General features: G+C 68.4%; 28 protein-coding genes and 1 pseudogene. 8 read left to right on the top strand and 21 right to left on the bottom strand.

Annotated features, from left to right (window positions below):
* Position 1 precedes the first annotated feature (1 nt).
* Positions 2–1042 (top strand): ketoacyl-ACP synthase III family protein, encoded by a 1041-nt coding sequence (locus ACIQF0_RS41875; protein WP_401039536.1) that lies wholly within the window; start codon positions 2–4, stop codon positions 1040–1042.
* 53 nt (positions 1043–1095) lie between these two features.
* On the opposite strand, the gene ACIQF0_RS41870 is transcribed toward ACIQF0_RS41875, so the two are convergent.
* Complete coding sequence (locus ACIQF0_RS41870; protein WP_401039533.1) at positions 1096–2574, bottom strand: amino acid adenylation domain-containing protein; 1479 nt, start codon at positions 2572–2574, stop codon at positions 1096–1098.
* 142 nt (positions 2575–2716) lie between these two features.
* Between ACIQF0_RS41870 and ACIQF0_RS41865 the strand changes: the two genes are divergently transcribed.
* Positions 2717–3190, top strand: a complete 474-nt coding sequence (locus ACIQF0_RS41865) for a hypothetical protein (protein ID WP_319978457.1) — start codon at positions 2717–2719, stop codon at positions 3188–3190.
* 119 nt (positions 3191–3309) lie between these two features.
* Here ACIQF0_RS41865 and ACIQF0_RS41860 read toward each other — a convergent pair whose 3' ends face one another.
* From ACIQF0_RS41860 to ACIQF0_RS41850, 3 genes are all read right to left on the bottom strand, one after another.
* Positions 3310–5061 carry a DHA2 family efflux MFS transporter permease subunit gene (locus ACIQF0_RS41860; protein WP_401039530.1) on the bottom strand — a complete coding sequence of 584 codons (1752 nt, stop codon included), beginning with the start codon at positions 5059–5061 and terminating at the stop codon, positions 3310–3312.
* 244 nt (positions 5062–5305) lie between these two features.
* Positions 5306–6385 carry an acyl-CoA dehydrogenase family protein gene (locus tag ACIQF0_RS41855; protein ID WP_360042280.1) on the bottom strand — a complete coding sequence of 360 codons (1080 nt, stop codon included), beginning with the start codon at positions 6383–6385 and terminating at the stop codon, positions 5306–5308.
* Between the two features lie 21 nt (positions 6386–6406).
* A complete protein-coding gene (locus ACIQF0_RS41850; protein WP_401039528.1) occupies positions 6407–6832 on the bottom strand; it encodes a nuclear transport factor 2 family protein in 426 nt (141 codons plus the stop codon).
* 163 nt (positions 6833–6995) lie between these two features.
* On the opposite strand from ACIQF0_RS41850, the gene ACIQF0_RS41845 reads away from it, so the two are divergent.
* A complete protein-coding gene (locus ACIQF0_RS41845; protein ID WP_093600122.1) occupies positions 6996–7478 on the top strand; it encodes an SRPBCC domain-containing protein in 483 nt (160 codons plus the stop codon).
* 73 nt (positions 7479–7551) lie between these two features.
* Here the strand turns inward: ACIQF0_RS41845 and ilvN are convergent, their stop codons facing one another.
* The 3 genes and pseudogenes from ilvN to ACIQF0_RS41830 all read right to left on the bottom strand — a co-directional run bounded on the left by ilvN (position 7552) and on the right by ACIQF0_RS41830 (position 10357).
* On the bottom strand, positions 7552–7818 hold the full coding sequence (ilvN, locus tag ACIQF0_RS41840; protein ID WP_093600125.1) for an acetolactate synthase small subunit: 267 nt from the start codon (positions 7816–7818) through the stop codon (positions 7552–7554).
* Positions 7818–9536 (bottom strand): annotated as a pseudogene (locus ACIQF0_RS41835) (acetolactate synthase large subunit); the annotation flags it as partial. The pseudogene ACIQF0_RS41835 and the gene ilvN, both read right to left, overlap by 1 nt.
* Positions 9537–9541: 5 nt before the next feature.
* On the bottom strand, positions 9542–10357 hold the full coding sequence (locus ACIQF0_RS41830) for an AfsR/SARP family transcriptional regulator (protein WP_030474542.1): 816 nt from the start codon (positions 10355–10357) through the stop codon (positions 9542–9544).
* Between the two features lie 544 nt (positions 10358–10901).
* Between ACIQF0_RS41830 and ACIQF0_RS41825 the strand changes: the two genes are divergently transcribed.
* The gene (locus tag ACIQF0_RS41825; RefSeq protein ID WP_401039524.1) at positions 10902–11864 is read left to right on the top strand and encodes a sensor histidine kinase; all 963 of its coding nucleotides are present in this window, start codon (positions 10902–10904) and stop codon (positions 11862–11864) included.
* Positions 11865–12071: 207 nt separating this feature from the next.
* Here ACIQF0_RS41825 and ACIQF0_RS41820 read toward each other — a convergent pair whose 3' ends face one another.
* From ACIQF0_RS41820 to ACIQF0_RS41810, 3 genes are all read right to left on the bottom strand, one after another.
* Entirely contained in the window at positions 12072–12677 is a 606-nt protein-coding gene (locus tag ACIQF0_RS41820) for a DNA-binding response regulator (RefSeq protein WP_093600134.1), read from the bottom strand.
* 276 nt (positions 12678–12953) lie between these two features.
* The gene (locus ACIQF0_RS41815; RefSeq protein WP_360042268.1) at positions 12954–13637 is read right to left on the bottom strand and encodes an SDR family oxidoreductase; all 684 of its coding nucleotides are present in this window, start codon (positions 13635–13637) and stop codon (positions 12954–12956) included.
* A gap of 67 nt (positions 13638–13704) precedes the next feature.
* Positions 13705–14295 carry a TetR/AcrR family transcriptional regulator gene (locus ACIQF0_RS41810; protein ID WP_360042265.1) on the bottom strand — a complete coding sequence of 197 codons (591 nt, stop codon included), beginning with the start codon at positions 14293–14295 and terminating at the stop codon, positions 13705–13707.
* Between the two features lie 89 nt (positions 14296–14384).
* Between ACIQF0_RS41810 and ACIQF0_RS41805 the strand changes: the two genes are divergently transcribed.
* The 3 genes from ACIQF0_RS41805 (at position 14385) to lipA (ending at position 16824) form a co-directional block, all read left to right on the top strand.
* A complete protein-coding gene (locus ACIQF0_RS41805) occupies positions 14385–14693 on the top strand; it encodes a hypothetical protein (RefSeq protein ID WP_401039520.1) in 309 nt (102 codons plus the stop codon).
* Positions 14690–15592: an oxidoreductase gene (locus ACIQF0_RS41800; protein ID WP_401039517.1), complete on the top strand. Its 903-nt coding sequence runs from the start codon at positions 14690–14692 to the stop codon at positions 15590–15592. Before ACIQF0_RS41805 ends, ACIQF0_RS41800 begins: the two co-directional genes overlap by 4 nt.
* 230 nt (positions 15593–15822) lie before the next feature.
* Positions 15823–16824: a lipoyl synthase gene (gene lipA / locus ACIQF0_RS41795; RefSeq protein ID WP_319978467.1), complete on the top strand. Its 1002-nt coding sequence runs from the start codon at positions 15823–15825 to the stop codon at positions 16822–16824.
* A 125-nt stretch (positions 16825–16949) separates the two neighbouring features.
* On the opposite strand, the gene ACIQF0_RS41790 is transcribed toward lipA, so the two are convergent.
* The 9 genes from ACIQF0_RS41790 to ACIQF0_RS41750 are packed head-to-tail and all read right to left on the bottom strand — an operon-like array spanning position 16950 to position 20799.
* Positions 16950–17489 carry an alkaline shock response membrane anchor protein AmaP gene (locus ACIQF0_RS41790; protein WP_401039513.1) on the bottom strand — a complete coding sequence of 180 codons (540 nt, stop codon included), beginning with the start codon at positions 17487–17489 and terminating at the stop codon, positions 16950–16952.
* Entirely contained in the window at positions 17486–18004 is a 519-nt protein-coding gene (locus tag ACIQF0_RS41785; RefSeq protein ID WP_401039512.1) for a DUF6286 domain-containing protein, read from the bottom strand. The genes ACIQF0_RS41790 and ACIQF0_RS41785 overlap by 4 nt, the downstream gene beginning before the upstream one ends.
* A complete protein-coding gene (locus ACIQF0_RS41780) occupies positions 18001–18381 on the bottom strand; it encodes an Asp23/Gls24 family envelope stress response protein (protein WP_401039510.1) in 381 nt (126 codons plus the stop codon). The genes ACIQF0_RS41785 and ACIQF0_RS41780 overlap by 4 nt, the downstream gene beginning before the upstream one ends.
* A gap of 2 nt (positions 18382–18383) precedes the next feature.
* The gene (locus tag ACIQF0_RS41775; RefSeq protein ID WP_093600157.1) at positions 18384–18560 is read right to left on the bottom strand and encodes a hypothetical protein; all 177 of its coding nucleotides are present in this window, start codon (positions 18558–18560) and stop codon (positions 18384–18386) included.
* Between the two features lie 11 nt (positions 18561–18571).
* Positions 18572–19012: an Asp23/Gls24 family envelope stress response protein gene (locus ACIQF0_RS41770; protein WP_360042248.1), complete on the bottom strand. Its 441-nt coding sequence runs from the start codon at positions 19010–19012 to the stop codon at positions 18572–18574.
* A 57-nt stretch (positions 19013–19069) separates the two neighbouring features.
* Positions 19070–19354, bottom strand: a complete 285-nt coding sequence (locus ACIQF0_RS41765; RefSeq protein ID WP_401039506.1) for a hypothetical protein — start codon at positions 19352–19354, stop codon at positions 19070–19072.
* A 2-nt stretch (positions 19355–19356) separates the two neighbouring features.
* A complete protein-coding gene (locus tag ACIQF0_RS41760; RefSeq protein ID WP_360042242.1) occupies positions 19357–19704 on the bottom strand; it encodes an Asp23/Gls24 family envelope stress response protein in 348 nt (115 codons plus the stop codon).
* A 4-nt stretch (positions 19705–19708) separates the two neighbouring features.
* Positions 19709–20251, bottom strand: coding sequence for an Asp23/Gls24 family envelope stress response protein (locus ACIQF0_RS41755; RefSeq protein WP_401039503.1), 543 nt, complete (start codon positions 20249–20251; stop codon positions 19709–19711).
* A complete protein-coding gene (locus tag ACIQF0_RS41750; RefSeq protein WP_401039501.1) occupies positions 20242–20799 on the bottom strand; it encodes an RNA polymerase sigma factor in 558 nt (185 codons plus the stop codon). Before ACIQF0_RS41750 ends, ACIQF0_RS41755 begins: the two co-directional genes overlap by 10 nt.
* Positions 20800–20982: 183 nt before the next feature.
* Here ACIQF0_RS41750 and ACIQF0_RS41745 point away from each other — a divergent pair, with 183 nt between their 5' ends.
* On the top strand, positions 20983–21189 hold the full coding sequence (locus ACIQF0_RS41745; protein ID WP_401039498.1) for a CsbD family protein: 207 nt from the start codon (positions 20983–20985) through the stop codon (positions 21187–21189).
* A gap of 52 nt (positions 21190–21241) precedes the next feature.
* Here the strand turns inward: ACIQF0_RS41745 and ACIQF0_RS41740 are convergent, their stop codons facing one another.
* Positions 21242–22267, bottom strand: a complete 1026-nt coding sequence (locus ACIQF0_RS41740) for a saccharopine dehydrogenase NADP-binding domain-containing protein (RefSeq protein WP_360042236.1) — start codon at positions 22265–22267, stop codon at positions 21242–21244.
* Positions 22268–22276: 9 nt separating this feature from the next.
* Positions 22277–22570, bottom strand: coding sequence for a hypothetical protein (locus ACIQF0_RS41735; RefSeq protein ID WP_093600715.1), 294 nt, complete (start codon positions 22568–22570; stop codon positions 22277–22279).
* Between the last annotated feature and the right edge of the window lie 8 nt (positions 22571–22578).

Here is a 22578-nt window from a genome sequence, read left to right as displayed (position 1 = left end):
GATGCGATGGAATGACCTGTACATCGCCGGTGTGGGCACATATCTGCCCGAGCAGGTCGAGACGGTGGACGACGCCATCGCGGCCGGCCGGTACACAGAGGAGAAGAAGGCCATGAACGGCTACCGGGAGCTGCGCGTCGCGGCCCCTGGTGAGACCGGTCCGGTGATGGCCGCCAGAGCCGGTGTCGAGGCGGTGGAACGCTCGGGGCTCAGTCCGCTGGACTTCGGCCTGACCGTGCACGCCTCCCTGTCCCACCAGGGACTCGACCTGTGGACGCCCGCGAGCTACGTGCAGGCCAACACGGTCGGCGGCACCGGGCCCGCGTTCGAGGTCAAGCAGGGCTGCAACGGCTTCATGGCCGCGGTGGACCTGGCCGCCTCGTACCTCTCCTCGCACCAGGACCTGCCGGCCGCGCTCGTGACCGCGGGCGACGCCTTCCACCTGCCCTACTTCGACCGGTGGGCCTCGGAGGAGCAGAACGTCAACGGAGACGGCGCGGGGGCGCTCGTCCTGTCGAACCGTTCCGGCTTCGCCCGAATCCGCTCCATCCACTCGCACGCCGACTCGACGCTCGAGCAGATGTCGCGCGGCTACGCGGAATGGACGACGGGGCCGTTCGCGGACGGCCAGACCCTGCAGCTCAACAGCGGCGTGGAGGACTTCCTCCAGAACGCCGACGTCGACCTCGACGACATGATCGCGCGCATCGGCGGCGGAGTGCGGCACTCGCTGAAGATGGCGTTGTACGAAGCGGAGATCGAGCTCGCCGACGCTCGGTTCTTCCTGCACCAGCAGCTCGCGGAAACCATCGTCACGCACGGCATCTGCGGTTTGCTGGGCGTCGACCGGACCTCCACGACGTACGACTGGGCCAAGCAGTACAGCATGGTCGGCACCGCGGACATCGCTCTGGGACTCGACCACGTGCTGGCCGAGCGCGACCCGCAGCCGGGCGACCTGATCGTCCTGCAGTCCTCCGGCGCGGGGTACGTCTGGACCGCGGCCGTCCTGGAGATCCTCGAAGTTCCTTCCTGGGTCTAGAGAACGTAAAGAAAAGGGCGGGCTCTCCTTGCGAGCCCGCCCTTTCCGCGCGTTCAGATGTAAAGAGACTTGGAGTTCCAGTCGGGTTCCGGCAGAGCCTTGCGGTCGGTCTTGCCGTTGCTCGTGATCGGCAGCTCGTCCACCACGACGAACCCGGCCGGCACCATGTGCTCGGGCATGTTCGCGCGCATGTGCGTCTTCAACGCCCGCTTGTCCAGCTCCTCACCGGACTTCACGACCCACGCGACGAGCCTGCGGTCACCGCTGGGGTGCGTGCGGAGGCTGACCGCGGCGGTGCGGACCTGCGGGTGCTCGGTCAGCGCGTTCTCGACCTCGCCCGGTTCGATCCGGAACCCGCGCAACTTGAACTGGTCGTCGATGCGGCCGAGGAACTCGACCACGCCGTCCGCGCGCTTGCGGCCCTGGTCACCGGTCCGGTAGTAGCGCTCGCCGTTCCAGCTGCCGCGCACGAACTTCTCGTCCGTGAGGTCCGGCCGCTTCCAGTAGCCGCGCGCCACCTGCGCGCCGCCGATCCACAGCTCGCCTGGCGTGCCCGGCTCGACCGGCTTCCCCTCCGCGTCCACGACGACGACCTCGACGTTCTGCAGCGGCGAGCCGATCGGCACCGCGCCGCCCAGGTCCTCGTCCGCGCCGATGCGGTGGCAGGTCGCGAACGTCGTCGTCTCCGTCGGCCCGTAGCCGTTGACGATCTGCACCTCCGGCACGGCTTCGCGCAGCTGCCGCACGTGTGGCACGGACAGCACGTCTCCTCCGGACAGCACGGTGTGCACGCCCTTGAACGCGGCCACGTCGACGTCGATCTGCCGGTGGAACAACGCCGCGGTCAGCCACAGGACGCTGATCTCGTTGGACCGCAACAGGTCCCCGAGCTCTTCGGCCTGCACGACACCGGGCGGGGCGAGCACCACGCGGGCGCCGTTGAGCAGCGCTCCCCAGATCTCGAACGTGGCGGCGTCGAACGCGACCGGCGCGAGCTGCAGGATCCGGTCCGCGGGCGTGACGTCGACGTAGTTCGCGCCGGTGACGAGGTTCGTGATGTTGCGGTGCTCGATCATCACCGACTTCGGTTTGCCCGTGGACCCCGAGGTGTACATGAGGTAGGCGAGGTCCCGGGGAGCGACGACCGGAAGCTCCACTGTGGACCGTCCGGTGGGCGGCGACACCTTCAGCGTGGTGAAGCCGGCGAAGAACTGGCCGATGACCAGGGACACGTCGGCGTCCGCGAGCATCATCGAGACCCGTGACTCGGGGTCCTCCGGGTCGATCGGCACGTACGCCGCGCCGGCCTTGAGCACGCCCAGCAGCGCCACGACGAGCTGCGGCGACCGTTCCAGGCACACCGCCACCCGGTCGCCGGGCAGCACGCCGGCCTCGGCCAGCTCACCGGCCAGCGCGTCCGACCACCGGTCCAGCTCGGCATAGCTCAGGGAACCCTGTTCCGCCGACAGCGCCACCGCGTCGGGCGTTCTGGCCGCCCGGCAGCGGAACGCGTCGGTCACCGTTGCAGACATGCCCAGCTCCTCTCATTTCGCCCATCCTCCGCAACCGGCCTCGAAGTCCCCTCGGGTCACAACTGGCGCTACAGGGGTGTTTGAGCTGCCCGAACAACACTCAGCGCGTCCGCTGCCCCACCTCACCGGAGGCGCATCCCCCATGAACGTCCGCAAGAAGGCTCTGGCCGCCGTGGCCGCCTGTGTGCTGGCAGTCCCCGTCGTCGCCGCCGCTGGTGCCAACGCGAAGCCCAGCTACGAGAACGCTCTCGTCGGCCGCTGGGACCTCACCGTGACCATCCACATCGAGGAACCGCCGCTGCTCACGCCGCTGTTCTGCGACTTCACCGCCGACTACCAGCTGCACTGCGAGACCAAGCCCGGCTACCCGGACCAGCTCGAGGGCCGGGGAGTCTGGACCGCGCAGAAGGACGGCCAGTTCAGCTTCTGGATCACGCACCACGCCCACCGCGACGAGAACGGCAACCCGGTCGGCTCGATCAACGCGAGCCACCTGGGCAAGATCAGCGCGAACAAGAAGAAGTTCACCACCAAGGCGCACACCTACATCAACCTCAACGACGGCACCCCGTGGCAGGGGCCGGTCGACGTCGAGGGTGACGCCAAGCGCATCTGAATTTCCCACGGCAAAGGCCCCTCACCGCCGGCGAGGGGCCTTTGCCGTGTCCAAGCCCTGAAACGGCCTGAGGCCCCTGGCGGATCGCCTGGGGCCTCAGGGATTCCAGCGGGAGGGAACTACGCCTTGGCGGTCTCCTCAGAGCCCTCTTCGGCGCCTTCCTCGGCCGGCGCGCCCCACTCCTCCTGCTTCAGCCAGCGAGGCAGGAAGGAGGCGAGCAGCAACGCCAGTGCGGCGAAGCCGAAGCCCACGTACAGGGTGGTGCGGAACGCGTCCGTGAAGGACTGGCCCGCGGCCTGGTGCGAGTACTTGTCGGCGATCGCCTTGGCCTGCGGGTCGGCCTGGACCGCGCCACACGCCGCAGCATCCGGCGTACCGGAGAACGTCGTGGCGGCACAGGTCTGGAAGGCACCCGCGAGTTCGGTGGCCTTGGCGTCGGCGACACCGGCGGTCACGAGCTCCTGGCGGACCTGCGGGGCCAGCGACTCCGCGTTGGCGGCGCCGTGGGAGGCCAGCGGCGCGAAGAACGCCAGCGTCACGACCGAGATGCCGACCGCGAAACCGAGCTGCTGCTTGGTGTTGATCAGGCCGGATGCCGCACCCGCGTCCTCGTGCGGCACCTCCTGCAGGGCGAACAGCGCGATAGGCGTCGCGGTCATACCGAAACCGAGACCGATCAGCAGCAGTCCGGGCACGAGGCCCCAGCTGGTGATGTCGGGGCTGACCGAGAACAGCAGCACCGCGACACCGACGGCGATCACGACGGCACCGACCTGCAGGACGGCGCGACCGAACTTCGGCACCAGCGCGATGACCGAGGCCGACGCGGTGATGAAGGCACCGATGCAGAACGCCAGCAGCGTGACACCGGTCCGCAGCGGCGAGAAGCCCAGACCCTCCTGCAGGAACAGGTACAGGGCCAGCATGAACATGCCGGTGAACGAGAACATGCCCAGCATCAGCGCGAGGGCCGCGGAGAAGCTGCGGGACTTGAACAGGCTCAGCGGAACCAGCGGCATGCCGTCCTTGCGCTGCTTGGCACGCTCGTAGGCGACGAAGCCGATGAAGCCCACGACGGACGCGGCCATCAGCACGAAGCCCCACGCCGGCCAGTGCAGCTCGCGGCCGAAGGTGAGCGGGAACAGCAGGGCGGTGAGGCTGACGGTCGCGATGACGACACCGATCAGGTCGAGCCTGATCCGGCTCGGCGCCTTCGACTCGTTGATGTACTTCCAGCCCAGCGCGTACCCGATCAGGCCGATCGGGACGTTGACCAGGAAGATCGTCCGCCATCCCCAGTCGAAGACGTTCGCGGCGACGAGCACGCCACCGACGAGCGGCGCGATCGTGGCGGCGAGGCCACCGATGGTGCCCTGGATGGCGAAGACCGCGCCCTTCTCCTTGTCGGGGAAGGTGACGTGGATGATCGACATGACCTGCGGGACCATCAGGCCGGCCGCGAGACCCTGGGCCAGACGGGAGATCACGAGCATCTCGGGGTTGACCGCGATGCCGCACAGGAACGACGTGAGCACGAAGCCGAGCACGCCGAGCTGGAACATGCGGCGACGGCCGTAGATGTCGCCGAGACGCCCACCGGTGATCAGTGTGAGCGCGAACGCGAACACGTAACCGGCGGTGATCCACTGCAGCTGCACGAAGCTCGCGCCCATGCCGTGCTGGATCGCGGGAAGCGCGACGTTGACGATGCTGCCGTCCAGCATGTCCATGAACGTCGCCACGGTCATGATGATGAACGCGATCCAGCGGCGCGGGTCAGCCGCCGAAGGCGCGTCAACGACCTCAGCCGCCTGCGCAGCGGCAGTCGCCGGTGGCGACTCCAGGTCGGGATTGGTATTGGTGGAGGTCACGATTTCTCCTCAAGTGACTTATTTTCGCTGCGCACGACAGGCGATGGGTCAGGACTACTCGTCGGTGAAAGCCGGTCGAGTTGAACGAGGTCCCACCCCCTGCCTGAAAAACGACTGCCGGTCGATGACCTTCAGGGTGATCCCCTCCGCTTGAGTCCCGGTCAGGTCGCGGCGGAGCGTTTCGCGCGCACGCCGAAGGCCCTGGTGCCGGGGAGGTGGGCACCAGGGCCTTTCGAGTCCGGGGTCAGCCGTAAAGCGACGCCGGATAGGTGCGCACGGACGCGGTCTCGTACCGCAGGGCGACGTGGCTGGAACTGCTCACCACGTCACGCCAGAACCGTTGCAGCGCACCGCCTTCCGCGAGTCCGCTGGTGCCGGCGGCCCGCACCAGGCCACCGACCGCGTCGACCAGGACCTCGGCCGCGTAGGCGACGTTGCGCTCGTTGCGCGCCATCGCGGCCGGGGTGAACTCGCGGTCGTCGAGCACCCTGGCGTTCTGCTCCACGAGCAGCCTCGCCGACTCGACCTGACCCGACGCGCGGACCAGGTCGACCGCGGACGTCACGGCCTGCTTCTTCCCCGACAGCACCGAAACGCACGCGTCGAGCGCTCCCATCGCCGCACCGACGGCCGGAGCGGCGAACGTGAGGCCGCCGACCGCCTGGAACGGGACGTTGTGGCTCGGCACCGGCGACCAGCTGGTGCCGGTGAGGAGATCCGCCCGGTTGAGCGACAGGTGGGCGGGCACGAACACGTCGTCCACCACGACCGAATGGCTGCTGGTGGCCTTCATGCCGACGCTGTCCCACGTCTCGAGAATGGTGAAGTCCTTGCGCGGCAGTGCGAAGAACCGGCCTTCCTCGCCGACCATGCCGCACAGCAACGCCCAGTCGGCGAAGTCCACGCCGCTGACGTAGGTCCACCGGCCGCTGAGCCGGTGGCCGCCGTCGACGACGGTGCCCTTGCCCATGGGCGGCTGGCCGGTCACGATGAACGTGTCCGGTCCGGACGCCCAGATCTCGTCGTGCCCCTGTTCGGGCAGCAGTCCCGCGAACCGGGACGAGTACGCGGACAGCGACGCGCACCACGCCGCGGCCGAGCAGCCCTGTCCGACGGTGAGCACGGCCTGGGTCAGTTCTGCGAAAGTGCCTTGCGAGCCACCGCGTTCGGCTGCGACGAAGTGCCGCGCGAACCCGGCCTCGCGCAGTGCCTCCACGACCTCGGGAGCCAGCTTGCGGGTGGCGTCGGCGTCGGCCGCGTGCTCCGCGGCGATCAGCTTGGCCTTTTCCGCGAGCGCGACGAGCCCGGTGTTCTGAGCAGTCACCTCGTCACCTCCTGGGAAACTTCACGCAGCCTGAACGGGCAGGTCGCGGTGAATGGTGCGGGACTTGGTGTAGAGCCGGCCGTCGATGCGCACGAGCACGTCCTCGATGGAGAAGGTCGGCTCGAAGCTGACCACGCCCTCGGCGGTCGTGCGGGTGACGAGCGACGCGTAGCTGACGTTCAGCGTGTTCTCGTCGACCTCTTCGATCAGGTAGTGGTCGTTCCAGTGCCGCACGGCGACGCCCTTGTAGCGGGGCAGCGCCGCGCTGGAGCCGGCGATCAGAGCCGCCCGGCCCTCGATCTTCTCGCCCCGGTGGGCGTGGTCGGTGACCCCGTCCTCGGTGAACGTCTGGGCGTAGGCCTCCACGTCCAGCGCGTCGAGCAGCCGCATCTGCTGGGCGTAGAACGTCTGGACCTCGATGTGGACCGCAACATTGAGTGGGGACACGACAACTCCTCGGTCTGCCGGTTTCGCTACCGCGAATATGGGTGCGGCCGCTGGACATCCGGTCGAGCCGTCCTGGTTCGACCCCGGTTCCAGGTGGGGTTGAGACAAACCGGGCAGGGTCGAAGGCGACATCTCCCTTACTAGAACTCGCGAGGAGGGCCACATGGCCTCAACTCCCGATGTCGCCAAGTCGGTGACGGTCGAGGCGACGATCGAGCAGGCGTTCGCGATCTTCGCGTCGAAGCCGATCGAGTGGTGGCCGGAGTCGCACGTGTTCGTCAAGGACCGGCAGGCCATCACGATCGAACCGTTCGTCGGCGGGCGCTACTTCGAGCGCGGCGCGGACGGCGAGGAGATCGCCTGGGGCACCATCACCGAGTGGGACCCGCCGAAGCGTCTCGTGATGACGTGGCGCGTCGGCCCCTACTGGCAGCCGATCTTCGACGACGAGAAGGCCTCGTTCATCAAGGTCGACTTCGAGGTCGTCGGCCCGACGACGACGAAGGTCACGCTGACACACGCCGACCTGCACCGCCACGGTGAGATCGCCGAGGGCATCCACAAGGCGCTCGACGGCCCGTCGCCGGGCGAGACGCTGGAGACGTACGCCCGCGTGATCGAGAAGCACGTCCCGAAAGCTGCCTGAGACCCGGAATTCTCAGGCACAACGAGAAGCGGCCGCCCCAAGCCTCCGGGGCGGCCGTTTCTTCGTGCTGTGTCTAGGCGCCGAGTTCGATCGCTTCGTCGTGCGTGCGGTCGACGACGCTCTTGACGTCGACGACCCGGCCGAGCTGCTTGATCAGCTGGACGATCGTGCGCCCCGGCTGCAGCTCGACGACGACGTCGAGGCGGGACAGATCACCCCGCTCGGCCGGCGCGAGGCTCAGCGACTCGACGTCGACGCCACGGCTGGAGAACAGCACCACGATCCGAGCCAGCGCGCCGGGCTCGTTGCGCAGCAACAGGGAAAGCGAATGTCTGGTCATCACTCTTCCTCGTCGAACAGGGGCCGGATGCCCCGCGCGGCCATGACCTCGTCGTTGCCGGTGCCCGCGGCGACCATCGGCCAGACCTGGGCGTCCTGTCCCACCACGAAGTCGACGACGACGGGCCGGTCGTGGACCGCCATCGCCTCCAGGATGGTTCCGTCCACTTCGGACTGGCTGTCGCACCGCAGGCCGACGCAGCCGAGCGCGTCGGCCAGCTTCACGAAGTCGGGGTGGCGCTGGTGCGTGCCGAGCCTGGTGTTGGAGTAACGGCCCTCGTAGAACAGGGTCTGCCACTGGCGGACCATGCCGAGGTTGCCGTTGTTGATGATCGCGACCTTGATCGGGATGCCTTCGGCGGCACAGGTCGCGAGTTCCTGGTTGGTCATCTGGAAGCAGCCGTCGCCGTCGATGGCCCACACCGTGCGCTCCGGTGCGCCGGTCTGCGCGCCCATCGCCGCCGGCACCGCGAAGCCCATCGTGCCCGCGCCACCGGAGTTGATGAACGAGCCGGGGCGTTCGTACTTCACGTACTGCGCTGCCCACATCTGGTGCTGGCCGACGCCCGAGACGTAGATGCTCTCCGGGCCGGCGAGCTTGCTGAGCCGTTCGATCACGTACTGCGGCGCGAGCATGCCGTCGGCGGGCCAGTCGTAGCCCAGCGGGTAGGTGGTGCGCAGTCCGCCGAGGTAGTTCCACCAGTCCGTGAGATCGGTCTTGCGGGTGATCACCGCTGAGAGCGCTGCCATGACGTCGCGGCAGTCGCCGACGATGCCGACGTCCGCCTTGCGGTTCTTGGAGATCTCGGCGGGGTCGATGTCGGCGTGGATCACCGCGGCGTGCGGGGCGAACTCCGGCAGCAGTCCGGTGACCCTGTCGTCGAACCGGGTCCCGAGCGCGATCAGCAGGTCGGCCCGTTGCAGCGCGGCGACGGCGGGCACCGTGCCGTGCATGCCCGGCATACCCAGGTGCAGCGGGTGCGAGTCGGGGAACGCGCCGCGGGCCATGAGCGTGGTGACGACCGGGATCCCGGTCTTCTCCGCGAGCTTGTGGAGCTCTCCCGCCGCGCCGCTGCGGATCACGCCGCCGCCGATGTAGAACACCGGCCGCTTGGACGAACCGATCAGCTGGGCGGCGTTGCGGATCTGCACCGGCGAGAGCACCGGGCGCGACGGCGTGACGAGCTTCGGTGGTGTGTAGGTCGTGGCGGTGGCCAGCACGTCCTTGGGCAGGTCCACCAGCACCGGGCCCGGCCGCCCCGATGACGCGAGCTTGAACGCCTCGGCGATCACCCGCGGAATGTCGGCCGGGTCGTGCACCTGGAAGCTGTGCTTGGTGATCGGCAGCGTGATGCTGCGGATGTCCGCCTCCTGGAAGGCATCCGTCCCGATCACCGACCTCGCCACCTGGCCGGTGATCGCCACGATCGGCACCGAGTCCATGTAGGCGTCCGCGAGAGGCGTCACCAGGTTCGTCGCTCCCGGCCCTGATGTCGCCATGCAGACGCCCACTCGTCCGGTCGACTGCGCGTACCCCTGGGCGGCGTGGCCGGCGCCTTGTTCGTGGCGCACCAGCACGTGCCGGATCTTCGAGTCGAACAGCGGGTCGTAGGCGGGCAGGATCGCCCCGCCGGGCATCCCGAAGATCACCTCGCAGCCGACGTCCTCGAGCGCCTTGATCAACGCACCTGCACCGGTGGTATCCACGGTTGCTCCCCGAACTTTCAGCCCGCGAGCTGGCGCTCCAGCTGGCGCGGCGACAACGGCTTGTCGAGCGACGGCTCGGAGCTCAGGATCGCCCGCTGCAACTGACGCAGCCTTTCGGACGGCTCAAGCCCCAGCTCTTCGATCAGCGTGTCGCGCAGCGACTGGTAGGCCTCCAGCGACTTCCACTGCCTTCCGGCCCGGTAGAGCGCGAGCATGTACTGCGCGCACAGGTTCTCGTGCATCGGGTGCTGCGCGGTGAGCACCGACAGTTCGGACAGCAGCGACTGGTGCTTGCCCAGCTGCAGGTCGGCCTCGATGCGGGTCTCCAGCACGCCGAGGCGGCTTTCCTGCAAACGGGTGACCTCCATGCCGAGCCGGACGCCGATCTGCACGTCCACGAGCACCGGTCCGCGCCACACCTCGGCGGCACTGCGCAGCAGCCTGCTCGCGGATTCCAGGTCGCCGATCTCGAACGCCCGCTGACCCGCGCTCGCGAGCCGCTCGTAGCTGCGGACGTCGACGCTCTCCGGCGGAACGTCCAGCATGTAGCCGCCGTAGCGGGTCACCAGAACGTTCTTCGCGACACCGGGACCCTCACCCGGCATGGCCGCCTCGATGCGCCGGCGCACCTGCAGCACGTAGGTCTGCAAAGTGGTGAGTGCGCTGCGTGGCGGTGTCATTCCCCAAAGCTCTTCGATCAACGTCGGAACCGTGACGACGTGTCCAGCCTGCAGTCCGAGCAGCGAGAGCACCTGCCTGGGCTTCACCGCGCTCGGCGCGATCGAGACGCCGTTCTCCCGTGCCTCCAGCGGTCCAAGAACCTTGATCTCCATTGGAGCCTCCCCTGCTCAGCGGCGGACGACTTGGTCGTGCCATCAAGTTCACCTGAGGCGGGCTATCGGACGCCACGTATCCGGCCATGACTCTCGGATGGCGAACTACTGCACCCGGCGTGAGATATTCATATGCTCAAACGAACCCAAACCGTCCCGCCTCGTAATCGAACGACCACGAGCGGTGACAGTTGCGAAAAATACTCGTCCATTGGCGTGACATTGACCGGCGAGTCAATGCGACTTCGCATTCTGAACCGATTCAGTTGCCGTCCCGAACTGCTCTCGCATGTCTAGTATTCGGCCTGGGCGCGCGCCGTGCGAGGTGTTTGACCGGCGTTGACACTCAGACTTTGCTCTGGAGCGGTTTGCTCTTGGGGGGCACGTGAATGCTTCGCCTGCGATACCGAGATACCGCGCGATCATCGTCGCGGTGTTCGCCGCGGTGTGCCTGACCGACCTGACACGCGCGCTACTTCTCACCGGCGAAGTCACCGAATTGGCGGTGTCGGTCATTGATTTAGCGGTACTTGTCCTACTGCAAGTGTCGTATTTCCGGCGTCTGAGCGCACTCCAGCGACACCTCGCGCTGACAGCCCAGGCCGTACTGCTGGTCCTGCCGTACGTCCTCTTCGGCTATTCCTGGACGGGTGTCGCGGGCCTGGTCGCCGGCAACGCCCTCCTCGTTCTGCGCCCAGCGCTGGGCTGGTCCATCTTCGTGGCGACAGTCGTCGCGACCGGCCTCGCCCAGGCGGCCCACGGCGAGGCGATGATGGCCACCACGGCCACCGCCCTGCTGCTAGCGGGCCTGGCCACGGGCTTCGCGACTCACCGCGACTGGCCGGCCCCACCCGAACCCGAGCCGACTCCCGCTCTGGTCGTAGACCCCGTCGTCACCACCACCGCGGCGGTCACCGCCGAACGCGTCCGAGTCGCCCGCGACCTGCACGACCTGCTCGGCTACAGCCTCAGCGCCATCAAGCTGAAGAGCGAACTGGCCCACCGGATCGTCGCCGACCGCCCGGACCACGGCTGGGAGTTCATGCAGGAGCACATCACCGACATATTGGACATCACCCACCACGCCCTGGCCGACGTGCGCTCACTGGCCCGCGCCTACCGTCCGCTGTCCCTGGCGGACACGTCCGACTCGGCCAAGGCGATGCTGGCGGCGTCGAACATCGACGTGAGCGTCGAACTGGCCCACGACCCGCTCCCGGAGCCGGTGGAGACCGTCCTGGCCGCCGTCCTGTGCGAGGCCGTCACGAACGTCCTGCGCCACAGCGACGCCAGCACCTGCACCATCGGCGTACACCAGCGCGGCACCACGATCCTGCTCGACGTCATCAACAACGGCGCCGCCGACCGCCCGGTCTCCGCCGACTGCAACGGCGTCCGCAACCAGGCCGAACGCATCAAGGCCGTCGGCGGCACGTTCAGCGCCCGCCACATCGGCGACGGCTCGTTCCACGTCCACGCCACCATCCCGGCGACCCCGGAGCCCTGACCCTCAGGCCCCGAAGCCGCCGGGGTCAACCAATATATTGGCGCACCCAGCCGCCGTCCGCCCCAAAGACGATCTTCCCGCACACCCCTGACCTGGCCCTTAGCAACGAGTCTTTGGACTTCGTCCGCAAAAGACTCGTTGCAATGGTCCCGGCGAAGGCTCGGCGAAGATCAGGAGCACCCCGCCCCGAGCCGGCCCAGGGCCGGCTCAGAACCAGCCGGACTTGCGGGCGATGCGGACGGCGTCGACCCGGTTGCGGGCGTCGAGCTTGGCCGTCGCCGCCGTCAGGTAGTTGCGGACCGTGCCGACCGACAGGAACAGCGTCGTGGCGATTTCCATGGCGTCCGCGCCGTCGGAGGCGAGTCGCAGCACTTCCAGTTCGCGTGGCGTCAGAGGGCACTCGTCGGTGTCCCACGCGGAAAGAGCGAGCTGCGAGTCGATCACGCGCCGACCAATTGAGACACCGCGAATGGCGTCAGCGAGTTCTCCGACTGGAGCATCCTTGAGGATGAAGCCATTCACGCGTGCGTTGAGTGCTCGGCGCAGAGTGCCCGGCCGGCCCAGGCTGGTGAGAATGAGTGTGCGCGTCTCCGGTGCGGTGTCGTGGATCACGGTGGCGGCGGAAAGGCCGTCCATACCCGGCAGGTCGATGTCGAGCACCGCTACGTCCGGTTTGTTCTTCTCGACCGCCGCGATGATTTCGTCACCGGTTGCGACAGAGGCGACGACCTCAATATCCGGTTCAAGATTCAACAAGGCGACCAAAGCACCGCGGACCATTTGCACGTCCTCGGCTAGTAGCACTCTGATCATCCGACCCCCTTGCTTGCCCCCAGGTCACCATTTCGAGTCTTACACTCGGTGACCATGCAGGACAAGCATTGAGTCCGGGTGCGCCGAGCGTTACTCCAAATGCGCTAGGAGCAATTAATGAGGTTAATCGGCGGATGACCAGGGGTCACCAGTCGCTCACAGATAGCTCAGGGACCGAATCGAGTACCGGGACGACTCGAGCACTGCCCGAGCACAAAGCGGTACAAGCGATTCGGCCCCTGAAGCAGGCTCCGAAGTGATCATCACGGAGATGACTCAGCGCGTCTCGCCCCATCGCTCCAGCAGTTCCAGGCCGCCGTCGACGGTGATCACCTGACCCTGGATCCACGCGGCCTCGTCGGTGCAGAGCAACGAAACGGCGTTCGCGATGTCCTGCGGCAGGGTGACGCGACCGGACGGGCTCTTGATCGCGAGCCGGTCCACCAGGTCCGGATCGATGTTCATGGGGCCGTTGTCCACAACGGTGGTGACAACGGCGTTGACCGCGACCTTGTACCAAGCCATTTCCAGCGCGAGCGTCCGAATCACGCCGTGCACCGGTGTCACCGTGTAGCCGGCGATGACCACGCGGCCGCCGTCGACGAGAGCCTTGGCGAGCGGCTCCACGATGTTCAGCAACGGCGTGAGGTCCGGTGACACGGCGTGGTGCACGAACACGTCGAGCTGTCCGCGGTCCTGCTTGACCTGGTCGAGCAGGGAGCGGACCGAGTGCTCGTCGTGGATGTTCAGCTTGGTGACCGTCACCGAGCCGGGCTTGCCCGCGAGCACGGTCTTCGCGCGCTCCAGGTCGACGTTGTCCTCGTCGGATGTCGTCAGGATGACATGGGCGCCGTTGTCGCAGAGCTTGCTCGCGATGGCGAGGCCGAGCCCGTGCGTTCCCGACGTGACAACTGCGATCTTGCCGTCGAGTCCCAGGCGCGTGTTGACAGGTTCGATCATGATGCCGACCACCTCTGTTGTCCGCGTGGTGATCGACGCTCCGCCCGGCCACTAGGGCCGAACTCGACTACTTCTTGCGCAGACCTTCCAAAACACGCAGGATCGCGCGTTCGACCTCACGCCCGGTGCGCTTCGGATCGGACGAGCTCGCGATGGTGCTCGCGCACGCGGACAGCGCGCCGAACAGCAGCCGGGCCATGATCTCCACCGGCGCCTCCTCGATCTCACCGGCGTCCACGAGCAGCTGCACGGCCGTGCGAAGCAGACCGAAGCTGAACTGCTCCTCCGCCTCACGCCAGCGTTCCCAGCCCATCACCACTGGCGCCTCGTGGACGATGATCCGCTGGTATTCCGGTTCGAGGCACTTGCGGACGTACGCGCGCAGACCGGCGACAGCGGTCTCCCAGGCGTCGCCGTCCGCCGTGATCACCGCGGTCAGCGAGGCGATCGAGCGGGTCTCGACCTGGGTGAAGGCCGCCTCGAACAACGCCTGCTTGCCGCTGAAGTGGTGGTAGAGCGCACCTTTCGTCACGCGGGCGCGTTTGACGACCTCGTCGAGCGAGGTGCCGGCGTAGCCGCGTTTGGTGAAGAGGTCGACGGCGCTGTCCACCAACGCCTGCCTGGTCGACTCCGAGTACTCGGAGCGTCGAGTTCGCACGACCGAAACGTATCTCACATACCGACGGTACGTACCGGTGGTATGTTCGTGTCATACCGAGGGTATGCGAGAAACCGGGGGTACGAGACATGGGCTGGGCAGACCACTACCGTCGCCGCGACGCGCTCGACGCCGTCCTGCGCGACGCCCGCCGCGACCCGTCCGCGCCGCTGATCGTGGATCCGGACGTCTTCGGCTCACTGCACGAACTGCTGCTGGCACTCGACCACCGCTGGCAGAACAAGCTGACCGCCCGCATGGAGAACGCCGGATTGAACGGCCACGTCGACGAGGGCCGCGTCACCGCCGAACTCGCCGCCGAGGAACCGGTGTTGCGCGCGGTGCTCGACACACACCTGTCGCTCGGCAGCTACCGGACGGTAGGAATGACTCCATGAGTCGTTGGACCGAAGCCGACATCCCCGACCAGACCGGCCGCACAGTCCTGGTGACCGGCGCGAACTCCGGTCTCGGCCTGCGCACCGCCCAGGTGCTCGCGGCCAGGGGCGCCCACGTGATCATGGGCTGTCGCTCGGTCCAGCGCGGGGAGACCGCGCGCCGCGCCGTCAAGGGGTCGGCCGAGGTCCTCGAACTCGACCTCGCCGACCTGGCCTCCGTGCGCGCGGCCGCCGAGACGACCGCGGAGAAGGTCGAGAAGCTCGACGTCCTCATCAACAACGCGGGCATCATGGCCGTCCCGAACGGCCGGACCGCCGACGGCTTCGAGCGCCAGTTCGGCACCAACCACCTGGGCCACGCCGCGCTGACGTTCCTGCTGCTCCCGGCGCTGCGTCGAAGCCCAGGCGCGCGCGTCGTCACCGTGTCGTCGCTGATGCACCAGTACGGCCGCATGAACTTCGACGACCCGAACTGGGAACGCCGCTCGTACAGCGCCCGCAGCGCCTACTGCCAGTCGAAACTGGCGAACCTGCTGTTCGCACGCGAGCTGGAACGCCGTTCGCCGGACGTGACGTCCATCGCGGCGCACCCCGGCATGACGGCCACCGACCTGGCCAACAACATGGCCGACGCGCACAGGTCGGTCGTCATGCGGGCCGGCGGCAAGCTCTTCGGCCTGTTCTCGCAGTCCGTCGAGATGGGCGCGTTGCCCCAGCTCTACGCGGCGACCTCACCCGAGGCACACGGCGGTGCGTACTACGGGCCCGGCGGCTTCAACGGCCTGCGCGGCCACCCGTCCGTCGCGGGGATGACCGCCGCCGCCCGTGACGACCTGGCCGCGAACCGCCTTTGGGAACTCACGATCAAGCTGACCGGAATCGCTCCAGATCTTCCGTAGGGGTGTCGGCGCCCTCGCCTGGGGGGAGTGGGAAGGCGCCGACGAGGCCCGGTCGTCACCTCCGGGCCGGGAACATCTTCAGTCAGGAAGTGTTGTTCATGTCCGACGCGACCTGCGTGAACAACAGATCGTGAACAACGAGCGCTCCACCGGGAGCCCGGTTCTGGCGCTTAGCCTGACCTGGGAGTGCGTGACCCCGGACACTTGAGCGCGCAGCGTAGGGTGAGGACGTGACTGTGGTACCTGAGGGTCGGAAGCTGCTGCGGCTCGAGGTCCGCAACAGCCAGACGCCGATCGAGAAGAAGCCCTCGTGGATCAAGACCAGGGCGAAGATGGGCCCCGAGTACCGGGAGCTCAAGAGTCTGGTCAAACGCGAAGGCCTGCACACGGTCTGCGAAGAGGCCGGCTGTCCCAACATCTACGAGTGCTGGGAAGACCGCGAGGCCACGTTCCTGATCGGCGGTGAGCAGTGCACCAGGCGCTGCGACTTCTGCCAGATCGACACGGGCAAGCCCGCCGACCTCGACCGCGACGAACCGCGCCGGGTCGCCGAGTCCGTCCAGGCGATGGGCCTGCGCTACTCCACGGTCACCGGCGTCGCCCGTGACGACCTGGAGGACGGCGGCGCGTGGCTGTACGCGGAGACCGTCCGCCAGATCCACGAGATGAACCCGGGCACGGGCGTCGAGCTGCTGATCCCGGACTTCAACGCGGTCCCGGAGCAGCTGGCCGAGGTCTTCGAGTCCCGTCCCGAGGTGCTCGCGCACAACCTGGAGACCGTCCCGCGGATCTTCAAGCGCATCCGCCCGGCGTTCACCTACGAGCGTTCCCTCGAGGTGATCACCAAGGCCCGCGAGTTCGGCCTGGTCACCAAGTCGAACCTGATCCTCGGCATGGGCGAGACCCCCGAGGAGGTCACGGAGGCGCTCTCCGACCTCTACGACGCGGGCTGCGACATCATCACCATCACCCAGTACCTGCGCCCGTCGCCGCGGCACCACCCGGTCGAGCGCTGGGTGAAGCCCGAGGAGTTCGTCCAGCACAAGGAGACGGCCGAGGAGATCGGCTTCCTCGGCGTGATGGCGGGCCCGCTCGTCCGCTCCTCCTACCGCGCCGGCCGCCTGTACGCGCAGGCGAAGCAGAAGCGCGGCGAGGACCTCCCGGAGAACCTCCAGCACCTGCTGACGGTGTCCGCGTCCCAGGAGATCACGAGCCTGCTCGCCCCGCGCTGAGCGGAGCGAACGGCGAACCAACCGATATATCAGCTGGTCACCCACGCAGGGTGACCAGCTGTTTTGCATCCGGATGCAAAGAACGTTTGCGGACGTCCGCAAACGTTCTTTGCATAACCGATATATCAGTGCACGCGGGCGTCGGCCTTCGTGGGCGACATCCGGAACTCCACGGTGGCGTGGAGGTCGGGCGCGGCGAGCGCTTCCCGGAGGCGTGGCAGGCCCTCGTCGTCGATGCGGCGGCGGATCCCCCGCAGATCTGCGTCGCCGTGGGCGCGGACGACGAGGGCCAGGCGTGGGGCGGTGTGCGGACCGGTCAGCGCGGCCTCGACCTTGCGCACACCGGGGTAGGCGGTGATCTCTTCGGCGAACGGCGCGGTGGCCGTGGCCGTGGTGATGCGGGTGGTGCCTGCCTCGTCGGCCCAGCGCCAGGACGCGACCTTGCGGCGCGGGATCTGGGCGGTGAGCCAGCGCAGGCACAGCAGTGCGATGACCACCGCCGCGGCCGCGATCACCCACAGCACCCACGTCGGCGGCAGCGCTGTGCCGGGTATCAGTGCGGCGGAGCGGTCCACCTGCGGCACGTAGCCGTAGTGGACGGCGAGCGCGGAGGCGCCGGCCAGCACCAGCACCAGGCCCAGCAGGCCGAGGAGGAATCGGTTCACGGTGTGCTCCTGAGTGCCTTGACCCGCACCACGACCTGCGGCGGCCGCGCGAGGGCGAACTCGCCGACTCGGTGTTCGACGGCCGCGCGGACGGCGTCATCCAGGCCGTCGACCACGGCGCGCCGGGTGCGCACGACCGCGCGAACCCGGCGGCGGCGCACCTTCACAGCGGCGGATTCGACGCCGTCGACGACGGCGGCGGACCGCAGGGCGTTGCGCAGACCGCGCACCGACACCGCGGTGTGCTGGTCCAAAGCCGCCGTCCGGGCCCTGCCTGGCACGACCGCGACGAGGAGCAGCACCAGTCCGATGGCCGCGACGACCCCGCCCGCCACGACCACCTCCTGAGCCGACCACGTCGTGTCGTGCAGCAGTCCGGCCAGGGAGTCGTACGGCAGCAGGGGCGTCTCGCCCACGGCCAGTTGGATCGCGCACACCGCCACCACGACCGACGCGGCCAGCAGGACGAGCGCCGTGAGCGTGGCGGGCAGGGCCCGGCGGGAGCGGCGGGTCATTGGACCCTCCTCACCGGAGCCGTGTCCGCGCGCAGCACGCCGACCGACACGTCCACAACGGACACTCGCAGGCCGGTGAGCGCGGCCACCCGTTCGACCAGGTGGGCACGCACCCGCGCCGCGGTCGACGCGACCGGTGCCGGGTAACGCAGGTCGAGGCGCGCGTCGAGCGTCGCCACTCCCCCGGTCACCCGTGCGGTGACCGCGCAGTCGAGCACGTCCGGGACCTCCATGGCGGCACGCCCGGCGATGCGGCCCACCGCGCGGTCCGCGACGGTGGTCAACCCAGGCTGGGCCTTACCAGGCTGGGCCCTACCGAGCTGGGCCGCATCAGGCTGGGTCACACCTGGCTGGGCGGCGGCGAGCGGTGTGGTCATCGTCAGTCCCGATCCCTGCCCAGCAACTGCGCGAGGTCGAGCTTGCCCTCGGCGACCCGGCCCGCGACCAGGCCGAGCGCGCCGAAGACGAGCACGAGCAGGAACGCGCTGAAGCCCCCGAACGCGGCGGCCAGGCCGAGCGCCAGCCCGGTCAGCAGGCCCAATGCGGTGGTGCTCATCGCGGTTCCTTTCACTGCACGCGAGCGGTTTCGGGCTCTTCGCCCTCGGTGTCGCTCGGGATGTGCACGTCGTTGACGTTGATGTTGACCTCGACGACCTCGAGGCCGGTGATCTGCTCGATCGCCGTGATCACGTTGGTGCGCACCGACTTCGCGAGATCCGCGATCGGCACGCCGTACTCGACCACGAGCTCCAGGTCGACCGCGGCCTGCTTCTCGCCGACCTCGACCGACACGCCCTGGCCCGCGCTCGCGGTGGCGCCGGGGATGCGGTCGCGCAACGCGCTGAGCGCCCTCGTCGCGCCGCCGCCCAGCGCGTGCACGCCCCGGATCTCCCGCGCGGCGAGGCCGGCGACCTTCTGCACGACGACGTCCGCGATGGTGGTGGATCCCTTGTCGGTCACCAGTTTCCCGGCCACGACACCGTTCTTCTCCACAGTCTGCGTGCTCATCGCAATCCCTTCCTTCGAAGCGTTCACATCAGAGAGACACCGCCTGCGACCGATTCGTCACGACCCGTTCAGGTGATCGAGGGCACGTTTGTCCACATCGGTCACCACGATTCGCACGACGGCCGTTTCCCATTGCGTGCCAAGGAGAACGGACTTCATCGCCATGCAGGCCTCGGTGAGCGCCAGCGGCAGCCGGGTGGCGACGACGCGGACGCACACCAGTTCGTCCTCGACGTCGACGGCCAATGCGTCGACGTCCCAGGAGATCCACGAGCGCGCGGGCTCGGGCACCGACGGCCGAAGCCCGTCGACTTTCTCCAGTGCCTTCAACAACTCCGTCACGATCACCATGCGACGTCCACGATCGTCACGAGAACGGACTCCACCTCGACGCCGGTCAGTTCCGGCACGAGTGCGCGCACCGACCGTTGCACGGCACGGGCCACGGCGGCGGCCTGGTCCTGACCCGAGATCACCACGTCCACCTCCAGCACCGCGGCCGTTCCCGACCAGCGCACCCGCACGCCTTCCACCGGCGCGGGCTGCAATCCCTTGATCTGCTGCCTCGCCGCGCGCACCACCGAACTCACCAGGCCGGCCACACCCGGCTGCACGCGCACGCCGGCGACCCGCTCGGCCGCGTGCACCGCGACCGCCGCCACCGCCGGAGCGGACACGACTGTTTCGATCACTCGCTCATCCTTCGAGAACGTCGGACACGACGAGGTCCAGGCGGGCGAGCCGCACACCGATCCGTGCGGAGGCCGCGGCCAGCACCCTGCGCCGCACCTCGTCGTACGCCTGGTGCGTGACCTGGCCGGCGGTGATCGCGATGCTCAGTTCGACCTCGATCACCGGATCCGTGCCGGTCGACTCCGGCGCTTCGACGACACGGCATCCCCGCGCACGTACGCCGTGCACACCGTCCGCCGCGTAGCGCAGCACCGCCGCGACTGCACGCGTGCTGATCCGGGCCAGCCCGTCGCCGGGCAACGGCACGACGTCGGACCGCCGCACGTCGGCGCGCACCGCGGACATCACGCGGCTGACCAGGTCGAACGGCGGCTCGACCTCTTCGTTGACCATCTCCGCGGTCGCCTCGCGCAGAACCAGCAGACTCTCCCGCACCGCACCGCAGTGCGGACACGAGCGCGTGTGTTCGTCGGAGAGGTCGATCGCCTCCCAGACCTCTTCTACGTCCCGCCCGCACGGCAGGACGTAGTCGGACGTCACCGCCACGGCGCCATCACCTCCGCGAGTTGTGCCCGTGCCCGCGCGAGCCTGCCGCGCACCGACTGCTGGGTCGTGCCGATCGCCGCGGCGATCTCGTCGTAGGACCGGCCGTGGACCTCGCGCAGCACCCAGCACGCCCGCTGCTCTGGAGTGAGGCCGCGCAGTGCGGCCTGCAGCGCGTCGAGCTGCGCGCTCACCTCCACCGCGCGGTCGGGCCGGGTGCGCGGCGCCGGCGACTCGTGCTCGTCGAGCTCGGTGTCGGCGTGCGGTTTGCGCTTGCGCAGCACGTTCAGGCACTGGTTGGTGGTGGTGCGGTAGAGCCAGCCGATGAACGCCGCGTCGTCGTTGAGCTGCCCGAGTCGCCGCCACGCGGTCAGGAACACGTCCTGCACCGCGTCCTCGGCGTCGCCGGTGCTGCCCACGATGCGCAACGCCAGCCGGTACATCGGACCCTGATAACGGCGCACGAGCTGCTCATATGCCCTCACGTCGCCGTCACGGGACCTTGCCACCAGCGTGGCATCGTCGAGTGCGGCTGCTTCGGCCACGCTCATGCGCACACCCCCCGCCCAATTTGCTTCGTCGCCCGATGGACACGTTCGAACGCGGAACGTCACGCGGTTCCCTGATTTCCCACCCGTGATCGCTCTCACCCGGTTTTCACCCGACCGTGGCGTGACGAAGCTGCGGGAACGGGCATCGAACAGGCGTCAGACCAACCAGCTCAGGAGGACGCGATGTCGCTGTCGGACAAGATCGGCAACAAGGCGGAAGAGCTCGGCGGCAAGGCCAAGGAGACCGCGGGTGAGGTCACCGGTGACGACCAGCTCGCGAACGAGGGTCGCGCCGACCAGGCGAAGGCGGCCGTGAAGGACGGCGTGGAGAAGGTGAAGGACGCCGTCGGCGGGGTCGTCGACAGCGTCGCCAAGCACCTCAAGAAGTAGCGAGCACCTCTAGAAGCAGTTAGAGGCTTCAGAAGAAGTTAGAGGCTATAACTCAGCTGAAGCGGACCTCGCCCGCGACGACGCCGTCGAGCTCGCGCACGAAGTCGGCGCCGAACGCGCTGGACGGAGTGTGCGAGCCGGGCGCCACGCCGTTGATCTTGCCGATGGCGCGGAGCACGGAGTCCGCCGTGAGGCTGTAGGCGTTCGGGGTGGTGATCGCGCATTCGACTTTCGTCTGCGCGTCCCACGCCTCACCGAACACCTCGGCCCTGGTGTTGGCGCGCTTGCGCTCGTCAGGGCCCTTCACCTTGCCGGCGACGGTCTTCGCGACGCTCTGCACGAAGGGTGTCTGCAACACGGGCGCGAACACCTGCTGCAGTTGGCCGAGCACGCCCGGCACGGTGGTGAACGTCGTGATGTTCGGGATGCCGGTCGAACGGTAGGCGGTGCTCACGTCGCCCCACGGGATGCTGCCGACCTCGCGCGGCCCGGACCGGAAGTAGGCGGTGCGCCTCCGGTGCCCGATGCGAACGCTCTTCAAGTCGCCGTTCACGCGGATCCGCCCACCCACGGCGGCGGCCTCGACGGACGTCTTGGTCGTGCCCGCGCTCGCTCCTCCCCCGACGACGAACGCGAGGTCGAGGTGCGTCGCGGACGGCAGGGCGTTCTTCAGGATCGCGGCCAGGCAGTCCGTGGGAACGACGTCGAACCCGGCGCCGGGCAACAGCACGATGCCGGCTTTGCGCGCGTCGATGTCCCTCACGCCGATGGACTCGAAGACGTCGATCTCACCCGTGATGTCGAGGTAGTGCGTGCGGGTCCTCAGGCAGGCGTCCACCATCGCGGTGGACGTGTGCGCGAACGGTCCCGCGCAGTGCACGACGGCGTCGACGTCCTCGAGATGCGCCCGCGCCTGGCTCAGGTCGAACGCCCGGTGCTCCAGCCCGAGGGCGGCGGCGATCGGCTCGACCTTCTCGTGGGAGCGACCGGCGAGGATCGGCCGTTCCCCGCGCTGGACCGCGAGCTCGGCGATGAGGCGTCCGGTGTAGCCGTTGGCGCCGTAGACCATCCACGTCATGCCGCGACCTTACCGGCGAGTAGGCCGTCGGGAACCGACCAAAGAGCCGATCAGCAGGAGTACGCCCACCGCGATGACAGGCAGCCCCCAGAGCAGCCGGCGATGCCGCAAATCGGCACAGATGTCCACATAGGCCGGACTGACCGCGGAGGCCGCGGGCTCGTCGAAGCCGAGACCCAGGCTGTTGCCGCACGGGATCAGCGACCCGCTCGGCGCCTCGACGGCCAGCATCACGAACAGGATCGCACCCCCACCGAGCAAGAACGCGAGACCGACCACGACGGCGAACGTGCGCACTGACATAGGCAAAA

The sequence above is a fragment of the Lentzea sp. NPDC092896 genome (genome assembly GCF_044754905.1).
Taxonomy (GTDB): domain Bacteria; phylum Actinomycetota; class Actinomycetes; order Mycobacteriales; family Pseudonocardiaceae; genus Lentzea.
The sequence above is the reverse complement of the archived record's forward strand: the minus strand, read 5'-3'. Positions and strand labels throughout refer to the sequence as shown.

Excerpts from the sequence above, each read along its gene's own strand:
- ACIQF0_RS41875 (WP_401039536.1), top strand. The coding sequence starts at position 2 with ATGCGATGGAATGACCTGTACATCGCCGGTGTGGGCACATATCTGCCC.
- ACIQF0_RS41870 (WP_401039533.1), bottom strand. The coding sequence starts at position 2,574 with ATGTCTGCAACGGTGACCGACGCGTTCCGCTGCCGGGCGGCCAGAACG.
- ACIQF0_RS41865 (WP_319978457.1), top strand. The coding sequence starts at position 2,717 with ATGAACGTCCGCAAGAAGGCTCTGGCCGCCGTGGCCGCCTGTGTGCTG.
- ACIQF0_RS41845 (WP_093600122.1), top strand. The coding sequence starts at position 6,996 with ATGGCCTCAACTCCCGATGTCGCCAAGTCGGTGACGGTCGAGGCGACG.
- ilvN (WP_093600125.1), bottom strand. The coding sequence starts at position 7,818 with ATGACCAGACATTCGCTTTCCCTGTTGCTGCGCAACGAGCCCGGCGCG.
- ACIQF0_RS41830 (WP_030474542.1), bottom strand. The coding sequence starts at position 10,357 with ATGGAGATCAAGGTTCTTGGACCGCTGGAGGCACGGGAGAACGGCGTC.
- ACIQF0_RS41820 (WP_093600134.1), bottom strand. The coding sequence starts at position 12,677 with ATGATCAGAGTGCTACTAGCCGAGGACGTGCAAATGGTCCGCGGTGCT.
- ACIQF0_RS41815 (WP_360042268.1), bottom strand. The coding sequence starts at position 13,637 with ATGATCGAACCTGTCAACACGCGCCTGGGACTCGACGGCAAGATCGCA.
- ACIQF0_RS41805 (WP_401039520.1), top strand. The coding sequence starts at position 14,385 with ATGGGCTGGGCAGACCACTACCGTCGCCGCGACGCGCTCGACGCCGTC.
- ACIQF0_RS41800 (WP_401039517.1), top strand. The coding sequence starts at position 14,690 with ATGAGTCGTTGGACCGAAGCCGACATCCCCGACCAGACCGGCCGCACA.
- ACIQF0_RS41785 (WP_401039512.1), bottom strand. The coding sequence starts at position 18,004 with ATGACCCGCCGCTCCCGCCGGGCCCTGCCCGCCACGCTCACGGCGCTC.
- ACIQF0_RS41780 (WP_401039510.1), bottom strand. The coding sequence starts at position 18,381 with ATGACCACACCGCTCGCCGCCGCCCAGCCAGGTGTGACCCAGCCTGAT.
- ACIQF0_RS41775 (WP_093600157.1), bottom strand. The coding sequence starts at position 18,560 with ATGAGCACCACCGCATTGGGCCTGCTGACCGGGCTGGCGCTCGGCCTG.
- ACIQF0_RS41770 (WP_360042248.1), bottom strand. The coding sequence starts at position 19,012 with ATGAGCACGCAGACTGTGGAGAAGAACGGTGTCGTGGCCGGGAAACTG.
- ACIQF0_RS41750 (WP_401039501.1), bottom strand. The coding sequence starts at position 20,799 with ATGAGCGTGGCCGAAGCAGCCGCACTCGACGATGCCACGCTGGTGGCA.
- ACIQF0_RS41745 (WP_401039498.1), top strand. The coding sequence starts at position 20,983 with ATGTCGCTGTCGGACAAGATCGGCAACAAGGCGGAAGAGCTCGGCGGC.
- ACIQF0_RS41740 (WP_360042236.1), bottom strand. The coding sequence starts at position 22,267 with ATGACGTGGATGGTCTACGGCGCCAACGGCTACACCGGACGCCTCATC.
- ACIQF0_RS41735 (WP_093600715.1), bottom strand. The coding sequence starts at position 22,570 with ATGTCAGTGCGCACGTTCGCCGTCGTGGTCGGTCTCGCGTTCTTGCTC.